This is a genomic window from Acinetobacter sp. AB03 (genome assembly GCF_058107045.1).
The window spans coordinates 2420733-2438119 of the sequence record NZ_JBUEBA010000002.1 but is presented as its reverse complement, the minus strand read 5'-3'; the positions used below and the strand labels follow the sequence as shown (position 1 = coordinate 2438119).

17 protein-coding genes and 2 pseudogenes are annotated in these 17387 nt (G+C 40.9%); 15 read left to right on the top strand and 4 right to left on the bottom strand.

What is annotated here, in order from left to right:
• A pseudogene (locus ACY3FQ_RS12395) lies at positions 1 to 136 on the top strand (IS5/IS1182 family transposase); the annotation flags it as partial.
• 439 nt (positions 137 to 575) lie between these two features.
• On the opposite strand, the gene ACY3FQ_RS12390 reads toward ACY3FQ_RS12395, so the two are convergent.
• The gene (locus tag ACY3FQ_RS12390) at positions 576 to 1244 is read right to left on the bottom strand and encodes a GntR family transcriptional regulator (RefSeq protein ID WP_201950420.1); all 669 of its coding nucleotides are present in this window, start codon (positions 1242 to 1244) and stop codon (positions 576 to 578) included.
• A 136-nt stretch (positions 1245 to 1380) separates the two neighbouring features.
• Here ACY3FQ_RS12390 and madL point away from each other — a divergent pair, with 136 nt between their 5' ends.
• The 12 genes from madL (at position 1381) to ACY3FQ_RS12330 (ending at position 12712) form a co-directional block, all read left to right on the top strand.
• Positions 1381 to 1782: a malonate transporter subunit MadL gene (gene madL / locus ACY3FQ_RS12385; RefSeq protein WP_201950422.1), complete on the top strand. Its 402-nt coding sequence runs from the start codon at positions 1381 to 1383 to the stop codon at positions 1780 to 1782.
• A 63-nt stretch (positions 1783 to 1845) separates the two neighbouring features.
• Positions 1846 to 2607, top strand: a complete 762-nt coding sequence (madM, locus tag ACY3FQ_RS12380) for a malonate transporter subunit MadM (protein ID WP_004981504.1) — start codon at positions 1846 to 1848, stop codon at positions 2605 to 2607.
• Positions 2608 to 2628: 21 nt separating this feature from the next.
• On the top strand, positions 2629 to 4284 hold the full coding sequence (gene mdcA / locus ACY3FQ_RS12375; protein ID WP_201950426.1) for a malonate decarboxylase subunit alpha: 1656 nt from the start codon (positions 2629 to 2631) through the stop codon (positions 4282 to 4284).
• Between the two features lie 5 nt (positions 4285 to 4289).
• A complete protein-coding gene (gene mdcC / locus ACY3FQ_RS12370; protein WP_016166424.1) occupies positions 4290 to 4598 on the top strand; it encodes a malonate decarboxylase acyl carrier protein in 309 nt (102 codons plus the stop codon).
• 3 nt (positions 4599 to 4601) lie between these two features.
• On the top strand, positions 4602 to 5489 hold the full coding sequence (locus ACY3FQ_RS12365; RefSeq protein WP_201950433.1) for a biotin-independent malonate decarboxylase subunit beta: 888 nt from the start codon (positions 4602 to 4604) through the stop codon (positions 5487 to 5489).
• Positions 5490 to 5493: 4 nt separating this feature from the next.
• On the top strand, positions 5494 to 6210 hold the full coding sequence (gene mdcE / locus ACY3FQ_RS12360; RefSeq protein ID WP_201950439.1) for a biotin-independent malonate decarboxylase subunit gamma: 717 nt from the start codon (positions 5494 to 5496) through the stop codon (positions 6208 to 6210).
• A gap of 10 nt (positions 6211 to 6220) precedes the next feature.
• Positions 6221 to 6901, top strand: a complete 681-nt coding sequence (gene mdcG / locus ACY3FQ_RS12355) for a malonate decarboxylase holo-[acyl-carrier-protein] synthase (RefSeq protein WP_201950442.1) — start codon at positions 6221 to 6223, stop codon at positions 6899 to 6901.
• Complete coding sequence (mdcB, locus tag ACY3FQ_RS12350; protein WP_201950450.1) at positions 6879 to 7757, top strand: triphosphoribosyl-dephospho-CoA synthase MdcB; 879 nt, start codon at positions 6879 to 6881, stop codon at positions 7755 to 7757. The genes mdcG and mdcB overlap by 23 nt, the downstream gene beginning before the upstream one ends.
• Entirely contained in the window at positions 7735 to 8652 is a 918-nt protein-coding gene (locus tag ACY3FQ_RS12345; RefSeq protein WP_201950454.1) for an acyltransferase domain-containing protein, read from the top strand. Before mdcB ends, ACY3FQ_RS12345 begins: the two co-directional genes overlap by 23 nt.
• A gap of 441 nt (positions 8653 to 9093) precedes the next feature.
• Complete coding sequence (locus ACY3FQ_RS12340) at positions 9094 to 9621, top strand: Csu type fimbrial protein (RefSeq protein WP_201950458.1); 528 nt, start codon at positions 9094 to 9096, stop codon at positions 9619 to 9621.
• A gap of 43 nt (positions 9622 to 9664) precedes the next feature.
• Positions 9665 to 10414 (top strand): fimbrial biogenesis chaperone, encoded by a 750-nt coding sequence (locus ACY3FQ_RS12335; RefSeq protein ID WP_227556984.1) that lies wholly within the window; start codon positions 9665 to 9667, stop codon positions 10412 to 10414.
• Between the two features lie 27 nt (positions 10415 to 10441).
• On the top strand, positions 10442 to 12712 hold the full coding sequence (locus ACY3FQ_RS12330; protein ID WP_489774119.1) for a fimbria/pilus outer membrane usher protein: 2271 nt from the start codon (positions 10442 to 10444) through the stop codon (positions 12710 to 12712).
• Here ACY3FQ_RS12330 and ACY3FQ_RS12325 read toward each other — a convergent pair.
• Together ACY3FQ_RS12325 and ACY3FQ_RS12320 are read right to left on the bottom strand one after the other, a co-directional pair.
• Positions 12709 to 13182, bottom strand: a pseudogene (locus ACY3FQ_RS12325) (IS630 family transposase); the annotation flags it as partial. The gene ACY3FQ_RS12330 and the pseudogene ACY3FQ_RS12325 overlap by 4 nt on opposite strands.
• Before the next feature lie 17 nt (positions 13183 to 13199).
• Positions 13200 to 13547 carry an IS630 transposase-related protein gene (locus ACY3FQ_RS12320; RefSeq protein WP_005156618.1) on the bottom strand — a complete coding sequence of 116 codons (348 nt, stop codon included), beginning with the start codon at positions 13545 to 13547 and terminating at the stop codon, positions 13200 to 13202.
• A gap of 121 nt (positions 13548 to 13668) precedes the next feature.
• Between ACY3FQ_RS12320 and ACY3FQ_RS12315 the strand changes: the two genes are divergently transcribed.
• A complete protein-coding gene (locus tag ACY3FQ_RS12315) occupies positions 13669 to 14649 on the top strand; it encodes a Csu type fimbrial protein (RefSeq protein ID WP_489774118.1) in 981 nt (326 codons plus the stop codon).
• 12 nt (positions 14650 to 14661) lie between these two features.
• On the opposite strand, the gene ACY3FQ_RS12310 is transcribed toward ACY3FQ_RS12315, so the two are convergent.
• Complete coding sequence (locus ACY3FQ_RS12310; protein ID WP_201950465.1) at positions 14662 to 15132, bottom strand: Csu type fimbrial protein; 471 nt, start codon at positions 15130 to 15132, stop codon at positions 14662 to 14664.
• A 261-nt stretch (positions 15133 to 15393) separates the two neighbouring features.
• Here ACY3FQ_RS12310 and ACY3FQ_RS12305 point away from each other — a divergent pair, with 261 nt between their 5' ends.
• Positions 15394 to 17310 carry a bifunctional metallophosphatase/5'-nucleotidase gene (locus ACY3FQ_RS12305; RefSeq protein WP_489774116.1) on the top strand — a complete coding sequence of 639 codons (1917 nt, stop codon included), beginning with the start codon at positions 15394 to 15396 and terminating at the stop codon, positions 17308 to 17310.
• The last annotated feature ends 77 nt before the right edge of the window (positions 17311 to 17387 follow it).

Genomic DNA, 17387 nt, shown 5'->3' with positions numbered 1-17387 from the left:
GCATTGCATCAAATTATTAGGAGATAAACTCAGTGCAAGGAGTTTTGATAGCCAAGTGAATGAAATCCATGCACGTGTAGCAGTCCTTAACAGATTTACGGAATTAGGTCGACCACTTACCCAAGTTACGCCTTAAATTTGACTCAATTAGGGGCGCTTTGCATTTCAAATCTTTGTGCAACAAAGCCGTATTGCACAGGAAAATCGAATTGAAATGTTTGATCAATTAAGACATATTTTTCGGCACAGGTTACTTTGAGAGTCGACATAAGAAAGTATTCAACATAAAATTAGAAGATATAGGACATCATATGTCATCTGAGTGCTGATTTCTATATTACATCATTATACGCAGGGTAGTTGCGCATCGTTCAAGCCATTTCTTGATTTTAAACCGATGAGTTTCTAGGACGGAGATGCATCTGATACTGCTCTAACCAAGGCACACATCAAGAAAAATACCAAGAAATCGATACGTATTTCTTGGTATTTATCTTCGCTACATGAATGGTCTTAAACATGAAGCTAAACATCAAAAGCATGAATAACTCAGCTCAAACAAGTCCAGCTTCTCGTTAAGTATTTAAATGCTCTAAGGTTGAAATAAAGTCCGTAAATTTTTCCCCTTGAATCACCACATGCGCTTTCAGCAAAGCCTCAGCTTCTTGTTCATCACCTGCAAAAATGGCGTCTAAAATTGCGCTATGTTCTGAAAACGAATGATTCATTCGATGGTTAACGCGGAGTTGTAGGCGACGGTACGGGTGCAAACGTTTGTGTAAAGTACACGCTTGTTCAATTAAAAAGGCATTATGACTGGCTTGATAAATGGCAAAGTGAAATAAACGGTTGGCCTCATAATAATTTTCTGAGTCGTTCTGATTTAAATAGTCCTGACATAACTGATGTAAGCGCTGTAATTCTTGCTTTTCTTCAGGTTGAATGCGCCGTGCTGCTAAACGTCCACACATGGCTTCTAATTCAGCCATCACCTCGAACATTTCACAAAGGGTAAGTGAATTAATAGCTGGAATAATTGCGCCACGACGTGGGCGAATTTCAACTAAACCTTCAGCGGCCAATAGCTTTAATGCCTCACGAATCGGGGTGCGTGAAGCACCATAGCGTTCGCAAAGCTCTTGTTCATCTAGCTTAGTCCCAGGTAGGAAAAAGCCATAAATAATATCATCCTCTAACTTTTTACTAATTTGAATAGAAAGAGGAAGTTCCGCAATTGAAGTCATACATCACCAAAAATTGTATACAATTTATGTTTATTTGAGTACAAAACATTGTACACTGGATACAGATAAGCTATAACTATAGCAAATTATAAGTCAGATTATTAGAAGCGCTGCATAATCCAGGGAGGATTCAGCAATGATTATTTACGGAACAGCCATATTGGCAGTCTGCCATTTACTTGGTGTTTATCTAGGCAATGCCCTCGGGATTGCTCTTGGTGTGCAAGCCAATGTAGGTGGTGTGGCCATCGCCATGATTTTATTAATTCTATCGAAGGAACTGTTAGCTAAACGTGGGCACTTACCTCAAGTGACTCAATTTGGTGTGTTGTACTGGTCAGGTATGTATATCCCGATTGTGGTTGCCATGTCGGCAGGCCAAAACGTCGTTGCTGCTATGTCGGGCGGGATGTTGGGGCTTATTGTTTCGGTTGCCTCGCTTATCGGTACGGTATTGGTGATTCGTTGGTTGAATAAATCCAGTGGCGACTACGAAAGCTACGAATGGGCTGTAGAGCCGACTGAAAAAACCGCTTAAGGACAAGGGTGTTGTCTTAACACGAAATAACAATCAGTTATACGGTTACAAGGAAGAAACGCAATGGAAGAAATAATTACGGTTTTTACCAAAAATGCCCTCGTCGCGGCGCTCGCAGTGACTGGTTTGATGATGTATGTGTCGCATCTTTTGTCGAAATACCTCACCAAAGGGAAGTTACAAAGCTCAGCCATCGCCATCACCATGGGGCTAGTCTTGGCATATTTTGCAGGGATTTATACTCAAGGTGAAAAGGGCATTTCAGATATCGCCATTTTCTCAGGTTTTGCTTTACTCGGTGGCGCCATGATTCGTGACTTGGCCATTGCATCAACGGCGTTTGAAGTTGACGTCAAAGAAGTGAAAAAAGCAGGAAAGGTGGGTTTGATCGCACTTGCACTTGGCTGCGTGATTCCGTTTGTGATTGGTGCAATGGTGGCCTGGTTGATGGGCTATAAAGACCCCGTTTCGATGACCACGATTGGCGCAGGTGCGATGACTTATATCGTTGGACCAGTAACGGGTTCTGCCATTGGTGCAAGCTCAGAAGTGATTGCACTATCGATTGCAATTGGCTTAATTAAGTCAGTGTTCTTTATGGTGGGTACACCAATCTTTGCAAAATTTATGTATCTCAAAAGTCCACGTTCTGCCATGGTTTTTGGTGGAATGGCGGGAACGACCAGTGGTACAGCAGCAGGTTTGGCAGGAACTGATGTGCGTTTAGTACCCTATGGTGCATTGGTCGCAACCTTCTATACCGGTCTTGGTTGTTTACTTGGACCCTCTGTATTTTTTCTCACAATTAATGCCATCTTCGGCTAAGCACAGCATAAAGGTGACCCCATGAACCAAATGGTTAAGACGCGCTTATGGGATAAGCAGCGCACCCGTAGACAAGAAAAGTTGAATCTTGCCAAAGAAAAAGGCTTTACAAAAAAAGTTGAGCATGCTCGGGTGATTGAACTTTTGGAAACGGTAATTTCCAGTGGTGATCGCGTTTGTTTAGAAGGTAATAACCAAAAGCAGGCCGACTTTTTGTCAAAGAGTTTAAGTCAGTGTAATCCAGAGGTGGTTCATGACTTACATATCGTGCAGTCAGTATTGGCTTTACCCAGTCATATTGATGTCTTTGAAAAAGGCATTGCTTCTAAGGTCGATTTTTCCTTTGCGGGCCCACAAAGTTTACGTCTAGCACAATTGGTTCAGCAGCAAAAAATCAGTATTGGTTCGATCCATACTTACCTAGAGCTATATGGGCGATACTTTATCGATCTGACGCCAAATGTCTGCCTGATTACGGCACATGCGGCTGATCGTGAGGGCAACCTTTATACAGGTGCGAATACCGAAGATACGCCCGCGATTATTGAAGCGACTGCATTTAAAAGCGGCATTGTGATTGCGCAGGTTAATGAAATTGTCGATAAGTTACCGCGTGTCGATGTGCCAGCGGATTGGGTCGATTTTTATATCGAAAGTCCTAAGCATAACTATATAGAACCATTGTTTACCCGTGATCCTGCACAAATTACCGAAGTGCAAATTTTAATGGCAATGATGGTCATTAAAGGCATCTATGCACCGTATCAAATTCAACGTTTAAATCATGGTATTGGTTTTGATACCGCAGCAATTGAATTGTTACTGCCTACCTATGGAGCATCCTTAGGACTAAAGGGGCAGATTTGTACCAATTGGGCTTTGAACCCGCACCCGACTTTAATTCCAGCCATTGAAAGTGGATTTGTCGAATCGATTCATAGCTTCGGTTCCGAAGTCGGGATGGAAGACTATATTAAAGAACGTCCAGATGTGTTCTTTACGGGTAGTGATGGCAGCATGCGCTCCAATCGTGCTTTTAGTCAAACTGCGGGTTTATATGCTTGTGATTTGTTCATCGGTTCAACCTTACAAATTGACTTACAAGGTAACAGTTCAACCGCAACTGTAGACCGTATTTCTGGTTTTGGCGGAGCGCCGAATATGGGTTCTGATCCGCATGGACGCCGTCATGCCAGTTATGCCTATACCAAAGCAGGTCGTGAAGCAGTCGATGGCAAACTCATTAAAGGTCGCAAACTGGTAGTGCAACTGGTCGAAACGTACCGTGAGCATATGCATCCTGTTTTTGTTGAAGAGTTAGATGCGTGGCAGTTGCAGGACAAAATGGAGAGTGATCTGCCGCCAATCATGATTTATGGTGAAGATGTAACCCATATTGTGACGGAAGAAGGTATTGCTAACTTACTGTTATGTCGTACTCCAGAAGAACGTGAACAAGCCATTCGTGGCGTGGCAGGTTATACCCCAGTCGGTATGCAGCGTGATGAGGCCAAAGTGGAAGAATTACGTCAGCGCGGCATTATTCAACGTCCAGAAGATTTAGGCATTGATCCAACACAGGTCAGTCGTGATTTGTTGGCGGCAAAGTCGGTGAAAGATTTAGTTAAATGGTCGGGTGGTTTATATAGTCCCCCAAGTCGCTTTAGAAACTGGTGATCGACATGGAAAAGTTAAAATTTGAATTGCAATCCGCACCGCTGAGCGCTGAACAAGCGGCGGTCATTTGTGGTGTGGTCGGTTCTGGAAATTTAGAAGTCTTAGTTTCACAGCATGATCAGGCGGATATTTGTCAGATTGAAGTCACGACATCAGCCGTCGGTTTTCAACATGTTTGGCAGTCTGTGCTGAATGAGTTTGCACAACGTCATGCAGTAGCAGGGCTTAAATTTCAGTTAAATGATATGGGGGCGACCCCAGCAGTGGTGAATCTACGCTTAAGCCAAGCAATATCTATGTTTAAGGGAGTATAGAACATGGATCAAGTGATGCTCAAAAATAGTTTTTATGAAAAAACCGCACGTGCGCGTATTCAAGCGGTCGTCGATGCTCAGAGTTTTAATGAAATATTAAAGCCTGCTGAAATTGAAGTTAGCCCACATCTCTCTGCTCTGGATATTCCGGGTAGTTTTGATGATGGCGTGATTATTGGTACAGCGCGTGTAAACGGAACACCCGTGCATATTATGGCGCAAGAAGGCCAGTTTATGGGTGGGGCTGTGGGTGAAATCCACGGGGCGAAAATTGTCGGTCTCTTACATAAAGCCATTCAAGATCAAGCGCAAGCGGTGCTATTTTTTGTCGACTCAGGTGGTGTGCGTCTGCATGAAGCCAATGCCGGTCTCATCGCCATTTCCGAAATTATGCGTGCCATGTTGCAAGTACGAAATGCGGGGATTCCCATTATTACCGTGATTGGCGGCACCTGTGGTGCTTTTGGTGGGATGGGCATCAGCGCATGTTTGAGCAGTGCCATCATCATGACGGAAGAAGGGCGTTTGGCACTGTCTGGGCCAGAAGTGATTGAAACAGTGAAAGGCGTCGAAGAGTTTGATTCGAAAGATCGTGCTTTGGTTTGGCGCGTGACTGGCGGTAAACATCGTTATTTACTGAGCCATGTACAGGCTTTAGTTGAGGATGATATTGCCGATATTCGTGATGCGATTTTAACGCAACTAGACGCTAAGGCAGTTCCTTTAGACTTAGAACAATTATTGCAGCAACAGCAACAGCTTGAGCAGCAGTACCAACGCTGGTTTGGTAAAAATGATGGTTTACAGATTTGGCATGACATGGGAATTTCACAGCCAGAAAAAATTCCGATGTTGTCTGCCCATGAAGTTGTGTTGTTAAAGCAAGGATGAGCTCATGAATACAGAATTACTTTTACAACAGTTGTTTCCGCGTCAACTGGATTATCAGATCGAAGGTTATGTGATTAAGGGCAATGCGCAGACGGACGCAGGTCCAGTACGGATTTTGGGTACAGTTAATGCAGCACCCATCAATCAAGACATTGCCATTCAATTATCCTCTGAAATTTTGAAATTGGTACAACAAGGCAATAAAACTCCCGTGGTCTTTATTGTCGATACGCAAGGTCAAGATCTTTCTCGTGCCGATGAGTTATTGTGCTTAAACCGTACCTTCGCGCATTTGGCATCTTGTGTTGACCTACTGCGCCGTAGTGGTCATGCCAACCTTGCGATTATTTTCGGTCAAGCGGTCAGTGGTGGGTTCCTGTCCTATGGACTCATGGCAAACGAAGTTTATGCACTCAGTGATTCGCAAGTGAAAGTCATGGACTTAAACGCGATGGCACGAGTCACTAAAATTCCAGTCGAAAAGTTAAAAGAGTTGTCGCAAAGCTCAGCTATTTTTGCCCCAGGGGCAGAAAACTTTTACAAAATGGGCGCAATCAATGCCATTTGGCCAGATTTGGAGACCGACTGGGTCAGCCAAGCATTATTAAAGCAACAGCAACATCTGGACAGTTATATGACAGATCAACGCCGTGTGGTGGGGCAGCAGCGTCAAGGGCGTGTGTTGTGTAATAAGATCATCGAGAAAGTTGTCCACAGTTAAGGAAGCAGATATGGATCGTCATGACTTAGCTTATCTTCGTGATTCAGTAACCTTACATTTTTTAGATGTTTCTTTACCAGAAACGGTGAAACAAAAGGTGTATCAGTTGTTGAACCAACATATTCCAATGACCGTTTGTCGGCAGGAAGATGTGGATGTGGGACAAGTGAAGCTGGCGATCAACTGCTTGGTTGAGGGCTATAAATATCGTGTGGCGTGCTTAGTAGAGAAACACGAGATCGAACAGATCACTCGACCGCTTTCTCTACAGGCTTTGTTAGAAGCTGACTCGCAGCTCCTACAACCTAAAGTGTGGAGTGATTTTGCAGACAACTTAGAACAATTGGGCTGCAAAGTGTATGTCTATGGCTCCTATGCCTACCAGTCTCTTACGCAGGAGGCTTATGTCAGACCGACTTCAGACTTAGATCTGTTGTTGTATCCACAGCATCAACATGATGTACCAGAAATTTTACAGTTCATTCAACAAGTCCAAGCCCAGAGTTCTATCCGGTTAGATGGCGAGATTCAAATCCATCCAGACTGGCATGTGTCATTTAATGAACTAATTGCGGTTTTTCCTGAAATGAAACAGCAAGTGATCGTCAAAGGAATTCAGCGTGTTGAGATGCTGAGATTAGAACAATTATTCGAAGGGAAACTGGAATATGCAGATGCTACAACCACATGAAGTTTTATGTCCAAGCATTATCACTACTGCTGAAACTTTAGACCGTTTGGCATGTATGGCGTTATTGGATGAAGCCAGTTTAGAACATAAGCCCGGTTTGGTTTGTCCAAGTTCGCAGGGCAGTCATCATGACATGGACTTTAGCTTGTTCCAATGTAGTGTGGATGCTTTACAGGGCTATTTTCAGGCACAATGTTTGAATGGCTATCGTGATGTCGATTTTGAAGAGATTCGACAGTGTGGCATTTTAGCTGAGCAAAAAATGATGATTGCAACTCAGCAGATCAATACCCATAAAGGGGCGATTTTTAATTTAGGTTTTGCCAGTGCAGCAGTCGGGCAATGTCTAGCAGATAATAGTCCCTTGAATGCAGGCTCGATCAGTCAAAAAATTCAAAGCACTTGGCAGGATGAGCTGTTACATCATTTAGAGCGAAATCCCAACAGTCATGGGCAACGTATGCGGAGTCAATATGGCATCACAGGGGCGATTGAAGAAGTGGCTTCAGGTTTTAAAACGGTGATGGATGTTGCCTTGCCAACGTATATCGACATTTATGCCAAAACGGCCAATGCACAGCAGGCTGCAATTCAGACCTTATTCAGCCTGATGGCCTATGTACAAGATACCAATATTGTTTGGCGCGGTGGTTTATCTGCCTTATATATTGTGCAGGATCTAGCCAAGCAGTTTTTGGCCCGTGGCGGAGTGCTACAACACAATTGGATGCAAGAGGTGGCTAAAGTGGAAGATTATTTCGTTCAGCATCGCTTAAGTCCGGGGGGGAGTGCTGATTTATTGGGGGTGACTTTATTCATGCTGAAGGTGGAACATGAATTTCGCAATCATATTTAGTGGGCAAGGACTTCAAAGCTTAGCCCATGTGCAAGAACTGCTCAGCATGGCAGATGAGCTTCATGTATCAGATATTTTAAAGCAGCATTTGCCGCAACTCTTTTGTTCCGATTTAACCGAAGCGGATCTGTACCCGAATGAGTTCGCACAGCCTTTTATTTTTGCTTTGCAATGGTGTCGTTGGCAAAAGTTAAAACCTGAGATTGAAGAGCTTATGAGCTTCTCGGGTTATTCACTCGGAGAGTTAAGCGCACTCATTTGCGCAACGCAAACTGGTTTGGAGCAAGGACTATATTTAGCCCAGCAGCGTGCCTCGTTGATGTCTTCAGCCACTCAGCACGCAAGTGGCTTAATGGCTATTCAGGGTATTAATCTCAATACGCTTGAAGCGTTGTTGACTGAAACCTCAACTGCACTTTCCATCAAACTGAGTGATAGTAGTTTTGTTGTGGGTGGGGCTAATGCCAATTTACAGCAGCTGGCTCAGCAACTTGAATTGCGAGGAACACGTTTTGTTAAACGCTTGAATGTTACTATTGCATCGCATACCGTATGTATGGATGCTGCGGTTCAGCCGTATCGGCAAGTTTTACAGCAGCAAGACTTTGCTCGTTTATGCACGGCCATGATTAGTGGTTCGGGTGGACATAAGTTTTTTAAGACTACAGATGCAGTGAATGCGTTGATTCACCAAATGAATCATGCGATTGATTGGGATGCTTGCTTAAGTGCTATACAAGAAAATCAGCCTGATGTTGTCTTAGAAATTGGGCCGGGCAACGCCTTAAGTAAAATGCTCTTGGAACGTAGTCCAAATTGTATTGTACGTGCGGTGGATGATTTTAAAAGTTGGTCTGGGTTGAAGGCATGGTTAGAAAAATTACATGTAGAATAATGATGGTATTATAAAAATTAAAAATAATAGACGAATATGTATTCAATAATTTTTGAAGATAGATGCAACAATATTTTAGATTGAGGGCATTTAAACAGTGTTTTTATTTAAGAGAAAATTCTACTTTTAGATCCTTTTATTTTTAAGGGGGGCGGCTAAAAATCCTCCAAAACATAAACATGTCCATTTAACATGGATCTATAAATGTTTTTTTAAAATTGCTTTAGTTGAAAATAAAAAATTTGGATTTCTAAGCTTAAGACAGATTAGCCTACTTGTGACCTCTTATTTTAAGAAATAATGATATTAATAACAAAAAATACTAAAAAAAAGAAAAATCTCTTGAAAAATAGAAAAAATGTGATACTTTTCACACTTGCTTTTTTATATGTATGAAATTTCATCAAATTAAAAGGGTAAAGATTAAAAGCAATGTTGTTCATGACGATTGCTTTTTGGCTATCTGATTTAATACTTGGGGCGTTTATGAAAAACTTTATCACTACTGCATTATTGACTACTTCTGGGCTTCTTTTTGTAGGTCAAGCTTTTGCAGCTCCTGCTGTAGCGAAAAAAACTACAGATACTCAGTTTAATGTAAAAATTGAAATTCTTTCTACATGTACCATTAATGCCACTGATATTGACTTTGCTCAGGTAAACAGTGGGGCAACGTCAAGTGATAAAACTGGTAATTTAAATGTGACTTGTACGAAATCAACGCCATACGACATTGGTTTAAATGGTAGTGGGAAAATGACCCATGAAACAGATAAGTCATCTAGTATTGCTTACGAACTATTCAAAAAAACTGGTGATACGCAGGAATGGAACAACAACAATAACCTCTTTTCAGGTTTGGGTTCTGGTAGCGTAGAAGCGATTCCCGTAATTGCTAAAGTATCAGGTTCGACCAACGTTCGTGCGGGTAAATATAGTGATACGGTTATTGCTACAGTAACGTATTAATTTTTGCTATCGTACAGATATTCTTCACGAAAAGGGTATCGGCATGAAAAATACACCACGTTTGTCAAGTGTACTACGCAAGTGTAGCTTGGGTGTATTGGCAACGAGTATTTTTATGACACAGGCGTATGCTGCAAGCTTGCAGGTTGCGCCTATTTTATTGGAATTTTCGCCTCAAGAAAAAGTTAAAGAACTCTGGTTAACCAACACTGGAGATGAAGCTATCCGAGGTCAAGTTCGAGTAAATGCGTGGACGCAAAGTAATCATCAAGATATTTTGACACCATCCAAAGACCTGATAGCAAGCCCAATGGTGCTTACGATTCCCGCAGGTCAGAGACAACTTGTCAGACTCATTCGTGCCAATGCAGGCAATAATTCATCCGAACAGGCTTATCGTTTAATCGTGGATGAATTACCGAATCCACAACTAGAAAAGCAGAGTGGACTTCAACTTTTACTTAAATATTCGATTCCTGTTTTCTTTAAAACTTCATCCTCTGAACCCGTTCAACAAGGCTTGACTTCATTAAAAGGGATGACATTTAAATACAGCACAAACACCTTAACAGTGAGCAACCAGTCGCAGCATTATAAACGTTTTAGCCAGTTTGCTTATGTGGATGCGCAAGGGCATAAAACACCGATACAAATGGGACTGATGGGTTATGTGTTGAGTGGTCAAACGATGCAGTGGTCTATTCCTACTCCAATAAATGTCAAACCCAATGGAAAATTTGTTGCTGTAGTGAATATGGATATTCGTGAACAAGAACTTCCTATATCTCCTTGATATAGAATATTTCTGGGAGTTCTATCATTGAGTGTTCGAATTGGTGACTTACTATGCGCAGGAGTAATCATCGCGGTAGCACCTTCAACTTTTGCAGTGTCGAACTCCCCAGAGTTGGTGAGCGAAGTTAAACAAGATTTGTATTTGGATGTAGAGCTGAATCAATCCGTTCAGTCTCAAATCGGTCACTTCCTGCAACAGGGTCAACAGCTTTATATAGACCGTGCATCTTTAGATAACTTTGCTATCCATACGAATGCACCGCAAACTATCATTGATCAGGTAAATTATATTGCTCTGGATCAAATCAATGGTCTGAGCTATCAGTATGATGATTTGAATCAGAAAATATCGATACAAGTCCCGATAGAGTTGTTGGGTGGACAAAACCAATATGGCTATCAAGCATTACCTGCGGCCAGTATCAATCCATTACAAGAAACAAAAGGGGCATTGCTTAATTACACAGCATTTGCTCAACAAACGGATGATACGTTTTCGTTTAATGGCTGGAATGAATTACGTTATTTTGGCTTGTTTGATGGAGTATTGAGCCTATCAGGAAACTATCAATATCGGGACCATACTTTTACAGATAGCCAAATACTTGATACTTACTGGGAAAAAGACTTTCCGGATCAACTGCTTCGATTACGTCTGGGGGATGCTCAAACTGATGCGCTTACATGGACGCGGTCTACACGTTTAAGTGGTTTAAGCATCTCTAAAAATTTTGCATTACAGCCTTATATGGTGACAACGCCATTAATGAGTTTTAAAGGTCAGGTGGCTTTGCCTTCACAAATTGACCTGATTATTAATGGCATTAAGCAATCCTCACAAAATGTGGTACCAGGGCAGTTCGATATACAAACGATACCGAGTATTACAGGTGCAGGTAATGCTCAAATGGTTATTACTGATATTAATGGTCAGCAGCAAGTCCAAAATTTTTCTTTGTATCGCGCCAATCATTTACTGGCTCAGGGTTTAAATGATTGGTCTTTGAATTTAGGTTATCCGAAACTTAACTATGGCGTCTCTTCTTTTGATTATGCCGATGATCTAGCCTTTAATGGTAGTTATCGTTACGGCATGAGCAATATGTTTACGGTCGAGACACATGCTGAACTGACAGAACAGCTGCAACAAGTAGGTTTAGGCACGGTTTATCAATTAGGCAAACGCGCAGGGCAAATTAACCTTTCTTATGCTTATAGCCATACGCCTGAGCAACAAGGGCAGTTACTAGGTTTAGGCTATAGCTGGAACTCTGCGCTAATCAGTTTAAACTACAATGGTTTACGTCAATTTGGACAATTCAATGATATTGCAAGTCTGAATGATGCGACATTTGCCAGTCAGTCTGATCAATTTTATATGGGGTTTAATACCCAGCTTGGTCAGTTTGGTGGGAGTTATATTCAGCAGGAGTATGTTGATCAAGCCAGTAGTCGTTTTGTTTTACTCAACTGGTCTTATATTTTACCGCGACGTATGAACTTGGGCTTAAGCTATAGCCGTGACCTTTTAAATAAAGAAAATAGCTATTATTTGTCTTTTAATTTTCCGTGGGCAAAACGCAATTCTGCAACCATGACAGCACAGCATAGCAATGATCAAAACCAAGTTGGACTCAATGTCCTACATGCAGTGGACCAAGACCAAGGTGGTTTAGGCTGGCAAGCTTTAGCAAACCAGACTGAACAATACTCACAGTTTCAGGGACAACTTGATTATTTGGGACGTTATGGCTTAGCACAGTTGAATGTGCAACATACCGCATCGGATCAACAAAATAGTACCAGTGCCTATGCTTCTGTAAATGGTGGCTTGGTCATTCTAAAAGATACATTCCTGCCTAAACGATTAGGTAATGGCTCATTTGCAATTGTCTCAACAGATCAAGTTGCAGATGTACCTGTACGTTTGGAAAACCGTTTAATAGGTAAGACAAATCGGAAAGGCTATTTATTACTTGACCATTTAAATCCATATCAACACAACAGTGTAGCGGTAGATACTTTAGATTTACCTATCAACTTAAAAATTGAAACTACACAGCAAGATGCGGTACCTCGACAGTCGAGTGGGGTATTTATTCGTTTCCCTATGTATCAAGTGAAAACCGTTCAATTTCAAGCGGTCGATTCTCAAGGGAAAAATTTAAGTGTTGGTACTTCAGTTTGGCAAGAAAATCCGACACCGCAACAGCAACCGACGACGATTGTAGCGCATGAGGGTATGGTGTATTTAGATAATGTAAAAAATAATACGCTATATAGTCAAACCGCTTAATTACCCATACACTCGTTAAAGAAACGACTAAAAAGCTTATCTATTGAGTTAACCAACCATTTTTTCCTTTTTGCTTTCACCCATGCCCACATTTTTTCAATAGGATTAAGGTCAGGACTATAAGGTGGTAACCAAAGTATTTGATGCCCATGTTGGGCTAATAGATCTTGTATATCTTGTCGTTTATGGAAGGCTGCATTGTCCATGACAATTACACTATTCGAGGGTAATTCTGGTAATAAAAACTTATCTACCCAAAAATGAAATACATCCGAATTTACTTTGCTATCAAATAAACCCACTGCAAATAATTTACCCTCATGGATTGCTCCTATTGCGTTGGTTTGATTTTTTAATTGCCAATTATATGTTCCATAACAAGGAGTTCCCTGTTTTGAATAACCATGAGGTCTATGTTCATGAGATTTAAATCCACTTTCATCAAGATAGATAATCGGGTGTTGATACCTTAATCGGTTTAAATCTTTTAAATACTGTTCTCTGAGTTCTGTTTTTGCTTTCGGGTGCCGTAAGGTCTTTTTTTAACTGTGATATTTAGACGCTTGAGCGCATCACCAATTGTAGAAGTACCACAACCAAAACGAGCAGCGCGTTCATATTGATAATCATCAGGATATTGCTCAACATCTGCACGTAAGGCATCATCATCAACTTTAGATGGTTTTCTTGGTCGAGTTCTTTTTATTTCGATTCGCTTTTTCCATTCGACAATTGTATTTTTATTAATTTCGAAGTGCTGAGCAACCGCTCGGATAGATTGACCTTCTTCAAGCTTGGCTAATATTTTTTTTCTAAAATGTATTGGATAACTCATATCAGTATTGTATTGGTTTTTTGACGTGTTGACTATATATAGGCGATCAACTCAATCAGTGTCGCGTGAAGTTACCCGATATTGAAACTTTGAATGGTTATAGTGATTTGGGGGAAATCGTATGCCAATGAATTTAAATGATGTTTTCAAAGTGAAAAAATTAATGAAACGTCTTATTCCCGTTAGCTTTTTATTTTTAGGCTGTAGTGTTTTTTATGCGCCTGCATATGCAGAGCGTTGTTGGTTAGAGCATTCACCAACTTTAAGCTTAGGCACATCAAATGCCCAAGGTTCGGCAATGGTCTCAACAGATGTAATCGCCACCTGTAATTCCAATTCGAGGCAGCAAGTCACGTACAAAATGTGTTTAGTGATTGACAGTACAGGCCCTTCAGGTAATGATCCTCGCAGTATGATTAGCTATAATCCTGAAACTTTACTGAAGTATCATTTGTACTATGATGCTGCACGAGCATATAAAATTCCAGGATCAGATCGTAGAAATCAAGCCCAGTGCCAAACTTTTCAAGTCAAGGCTGGGCAAGGAAATCCAAGTACGCCAATTAAAATATATGGTCAGGCTCTCGCTGGGCAAGTAGTTCCTGCACGAAGTTATACGACGAATAGTGTAAATTTGAAACTTTATTCTGCGTTTCGTTATGGTACCGTAACACCAAGCAATGAAGAGGTTTTTGCAAATTCAAATACAGGAAATAACAACCTAATTGTTAACTCTAATTATGAAAATAGCTGTTTGATTCAGTCTGCAACGGACATTGACTTTGGAGCAGTCGAGCATTTGAATAATCCATTAATGGGTTATGGTTCGATTCAATTGGCTTGTCCAACGGGGGCCAGTATGCAAGTCAGTCTGGATCATGGCATCAATGCCCAAGGTCAACAAAGAAGAATGCGAAATGTTTTGGGCGACTATATTCGATATAACTTATACCGAGACGCTAGCCGCTCTCAAACTTGGCAAGGCAATGTTTTTTATGCGGTAGATAGTCGAACTGTTCCAGTATATGCAGCTGTTCCAGTGCAACCGATCACTAGTGTTGGACAATACTCTGACACAATCACGGTAACCTTAACCTATTAAGTTTGTAGTGTCTTAATATGTAATGGTTGCAGTCACTTTGTCACTATATTGACCCGCTGGAACATTGGCATTTGGTACTTTCCCCCAAATGGTAATATTTTGCGTTTGTCCTGTGCCTTGTTTAGACAAACGATTGTCTGCAATATTTCCCCATTCTTTACTCATCGAGGCATCTTGGTATAGCTGATAAGGAATTTGTATAGAAACATCATTGTTATGTTTTAAGCTGCCGTTGCTGTTTAACGCAATGTTATAGGGTGTTCCATTGGTACAATAAACATTTAGACTTCCTGTCGCTTGCACATTCTGTGCATTACGAGTCACCGTTCCAAAATCAATATCCGAAGTACTTCCTGTCCCAATATCGCAAATTTCAGTAATTTGCATTTTCACTTGAAACTGCGTGGATTGGCGGTCACTCATGGTGTAAGCCGAAACTGAAATGACGGCTAAAATTGCAAAAGAATATTTAAAAAGTTTCATGATTTTTTGTCTCCATGAGACTAGGATCATTATCAATAGTTATATGACTAATATAGGGAAATATAGCGTTGATTACTATGATCTATATTACATAATGATCGGATAAATGAGTCATATTTAATCACTTAGTAAAATTAGCGCTACGTAAGAATAAAAAAACCGTATAAAGATCAAAAATATGTAGATATCAGCAAGAATATTCTGCGCGTGTCACGAATTTTAAATGGTGTCCTTGCATGATGGTTGTTTAATAAATAAACATTGGGGACAGCTGTGATTATTCGAAATAAGCCCGTTAAAACTTCAGGTCTGACTTGTGGTTTATTATTTTTCAGTGCATTACTTGTAGGGTGTAATGATGATAACAAAGACAATACTGCGCCCGTTGAGAAGAATAAAGCACTTGAGGTGAATCTCATCCACATTAACGATAGCCACTCACACTTAGATGAGGAGACGCTCAAATTAATGTTAGAAACCTCTGCAGGGAAGCGTGAAGAAATCCAAGTTGCGAATGGTGGTTTTGCGCGGGTGACTGCGTTGATCAATGAGTTGGCCAATCGTGAAAAAAATGCAATCAAAATTCACTCGGGAGATGCCATTACTGGTGATCTCTATTTTACCTTGAAAGAGGGTGAGGCCGAAGCGGATCTAATGAATACGGTGTGTTTTGATACACTAACTTTAGGCAATCATGAATTTGATAATACCGATACGGGCCTGCAAAAATTTATGGGTTTCTTAAACAACAAAGGCAGTTGTAAAACGAAAACTCAAGTACTCAGTGCAAATGTTGAGTTCGGTGCAGGTTCTCCGCTGTATCGAACTGATCTCGTTAAACCTTATACCATTATGGAAAAAGAAGGCCAAAAAATTGCATTGATTGGCTTAACCATTGCCAATAAAACTAAAAATGCATCACGCCCAAACTCAGATACCTTGTTTAAGGATGAAGTCACCACAGCACAAAAATATATTGATGAACTAAAGCAACAAGGGATTAATAAAATTATCGTGCAGTCTCATTTGGGTTATGGTGCAGAAAAAGAACTGGCTACGCAGTTATCTGGCGTCGATGTAATTGTTGGTGGGGACTCGCATACTTTATTGGCTGATGCAAAATTAAAGAATTATGGCATTACCCCTGAGGGCGACTATCCAACCGTATTGAAAAATAAAGAGGGTGATCAGGTTTGTGTGGTTCAAGCATGGCAATATGCTTATGTCGTGGGTCAGTTAAAAGTCAATTTTGACGCCAATGGTAAAGTTGATGCTTGCGCAGGCAAGGCCAATGTATTGATTGGCGATAATTTTAAACGTACTGTAAAAGATGCTGTCGCACTAACCAGTACTGAACTTGTACACATCAAACAGGATGTCGAAAATAGTAATGCTTTACGGATTGTACAGCCTGATACGACGGCTTTAAGTATTTTAGAACCGTATAAAGTGGCTAAAAATCTATTGGGCAAAGAGATTGTGGCAAGAGCTGAAAGTAATCTTTGCTTACGTCGCGTTCCTGGAACAACTAAAGATACTTCACGCTCAAGCCTCGGTGATATTTGTAATAAAGCCGACTTTACCAATCAACATGGTGGAGATGTGCAACAGTTGGTAGCAGAAGCCTTTTTACAGCAAGGCAAAAAGTATTTTAATGCAGATATTTCCATTCAAAACGGTGGCGGAGTCAGGGTTGATGTACCCCAAGGCGATATTACGGTTGAGAAAATTTATACGGTCTTGCCTTTTAAAAATACATTGGGGCAATTACAAGCCACTGGACAGGAAATTAAGTCAACTTTAGAAGATGCGATTGATGCCGTAGCTTTGAACAACACTGGCAGTTATCCATATACAGGGGGCTTAAAGTGGGATGTCGATTTAACCCAAGCTAAAGGCCAGCGTGTATCGAACTTACAGGTGAGAAATGCTGATGGTCAGTATTTGCCTTTAAATGTAAACCAAACCTATCAAGTGATTACCATTAATTTCCTTGCTGATGGTCAAGACTTTTATACCAGCTTAAAGGGCATTACTGGGGCACGTCGAGTCGATGTGGGTCTAGATTATGCTGAAGCCTTTTTACAGTATGTAGAAGGTATGCCGGGTGCTAAAGGGCAAAAAGTGTTAACGCGTTTGCCTGTCGAACACTACAGTACGCAAAATTATAAAGAGTAAATTTAGTTTTATATTTAAAAAGTCAGTTGGGTTCAGCTGACTTTTTAAAACACTAAGATCAAACCTTAATGCTGCAA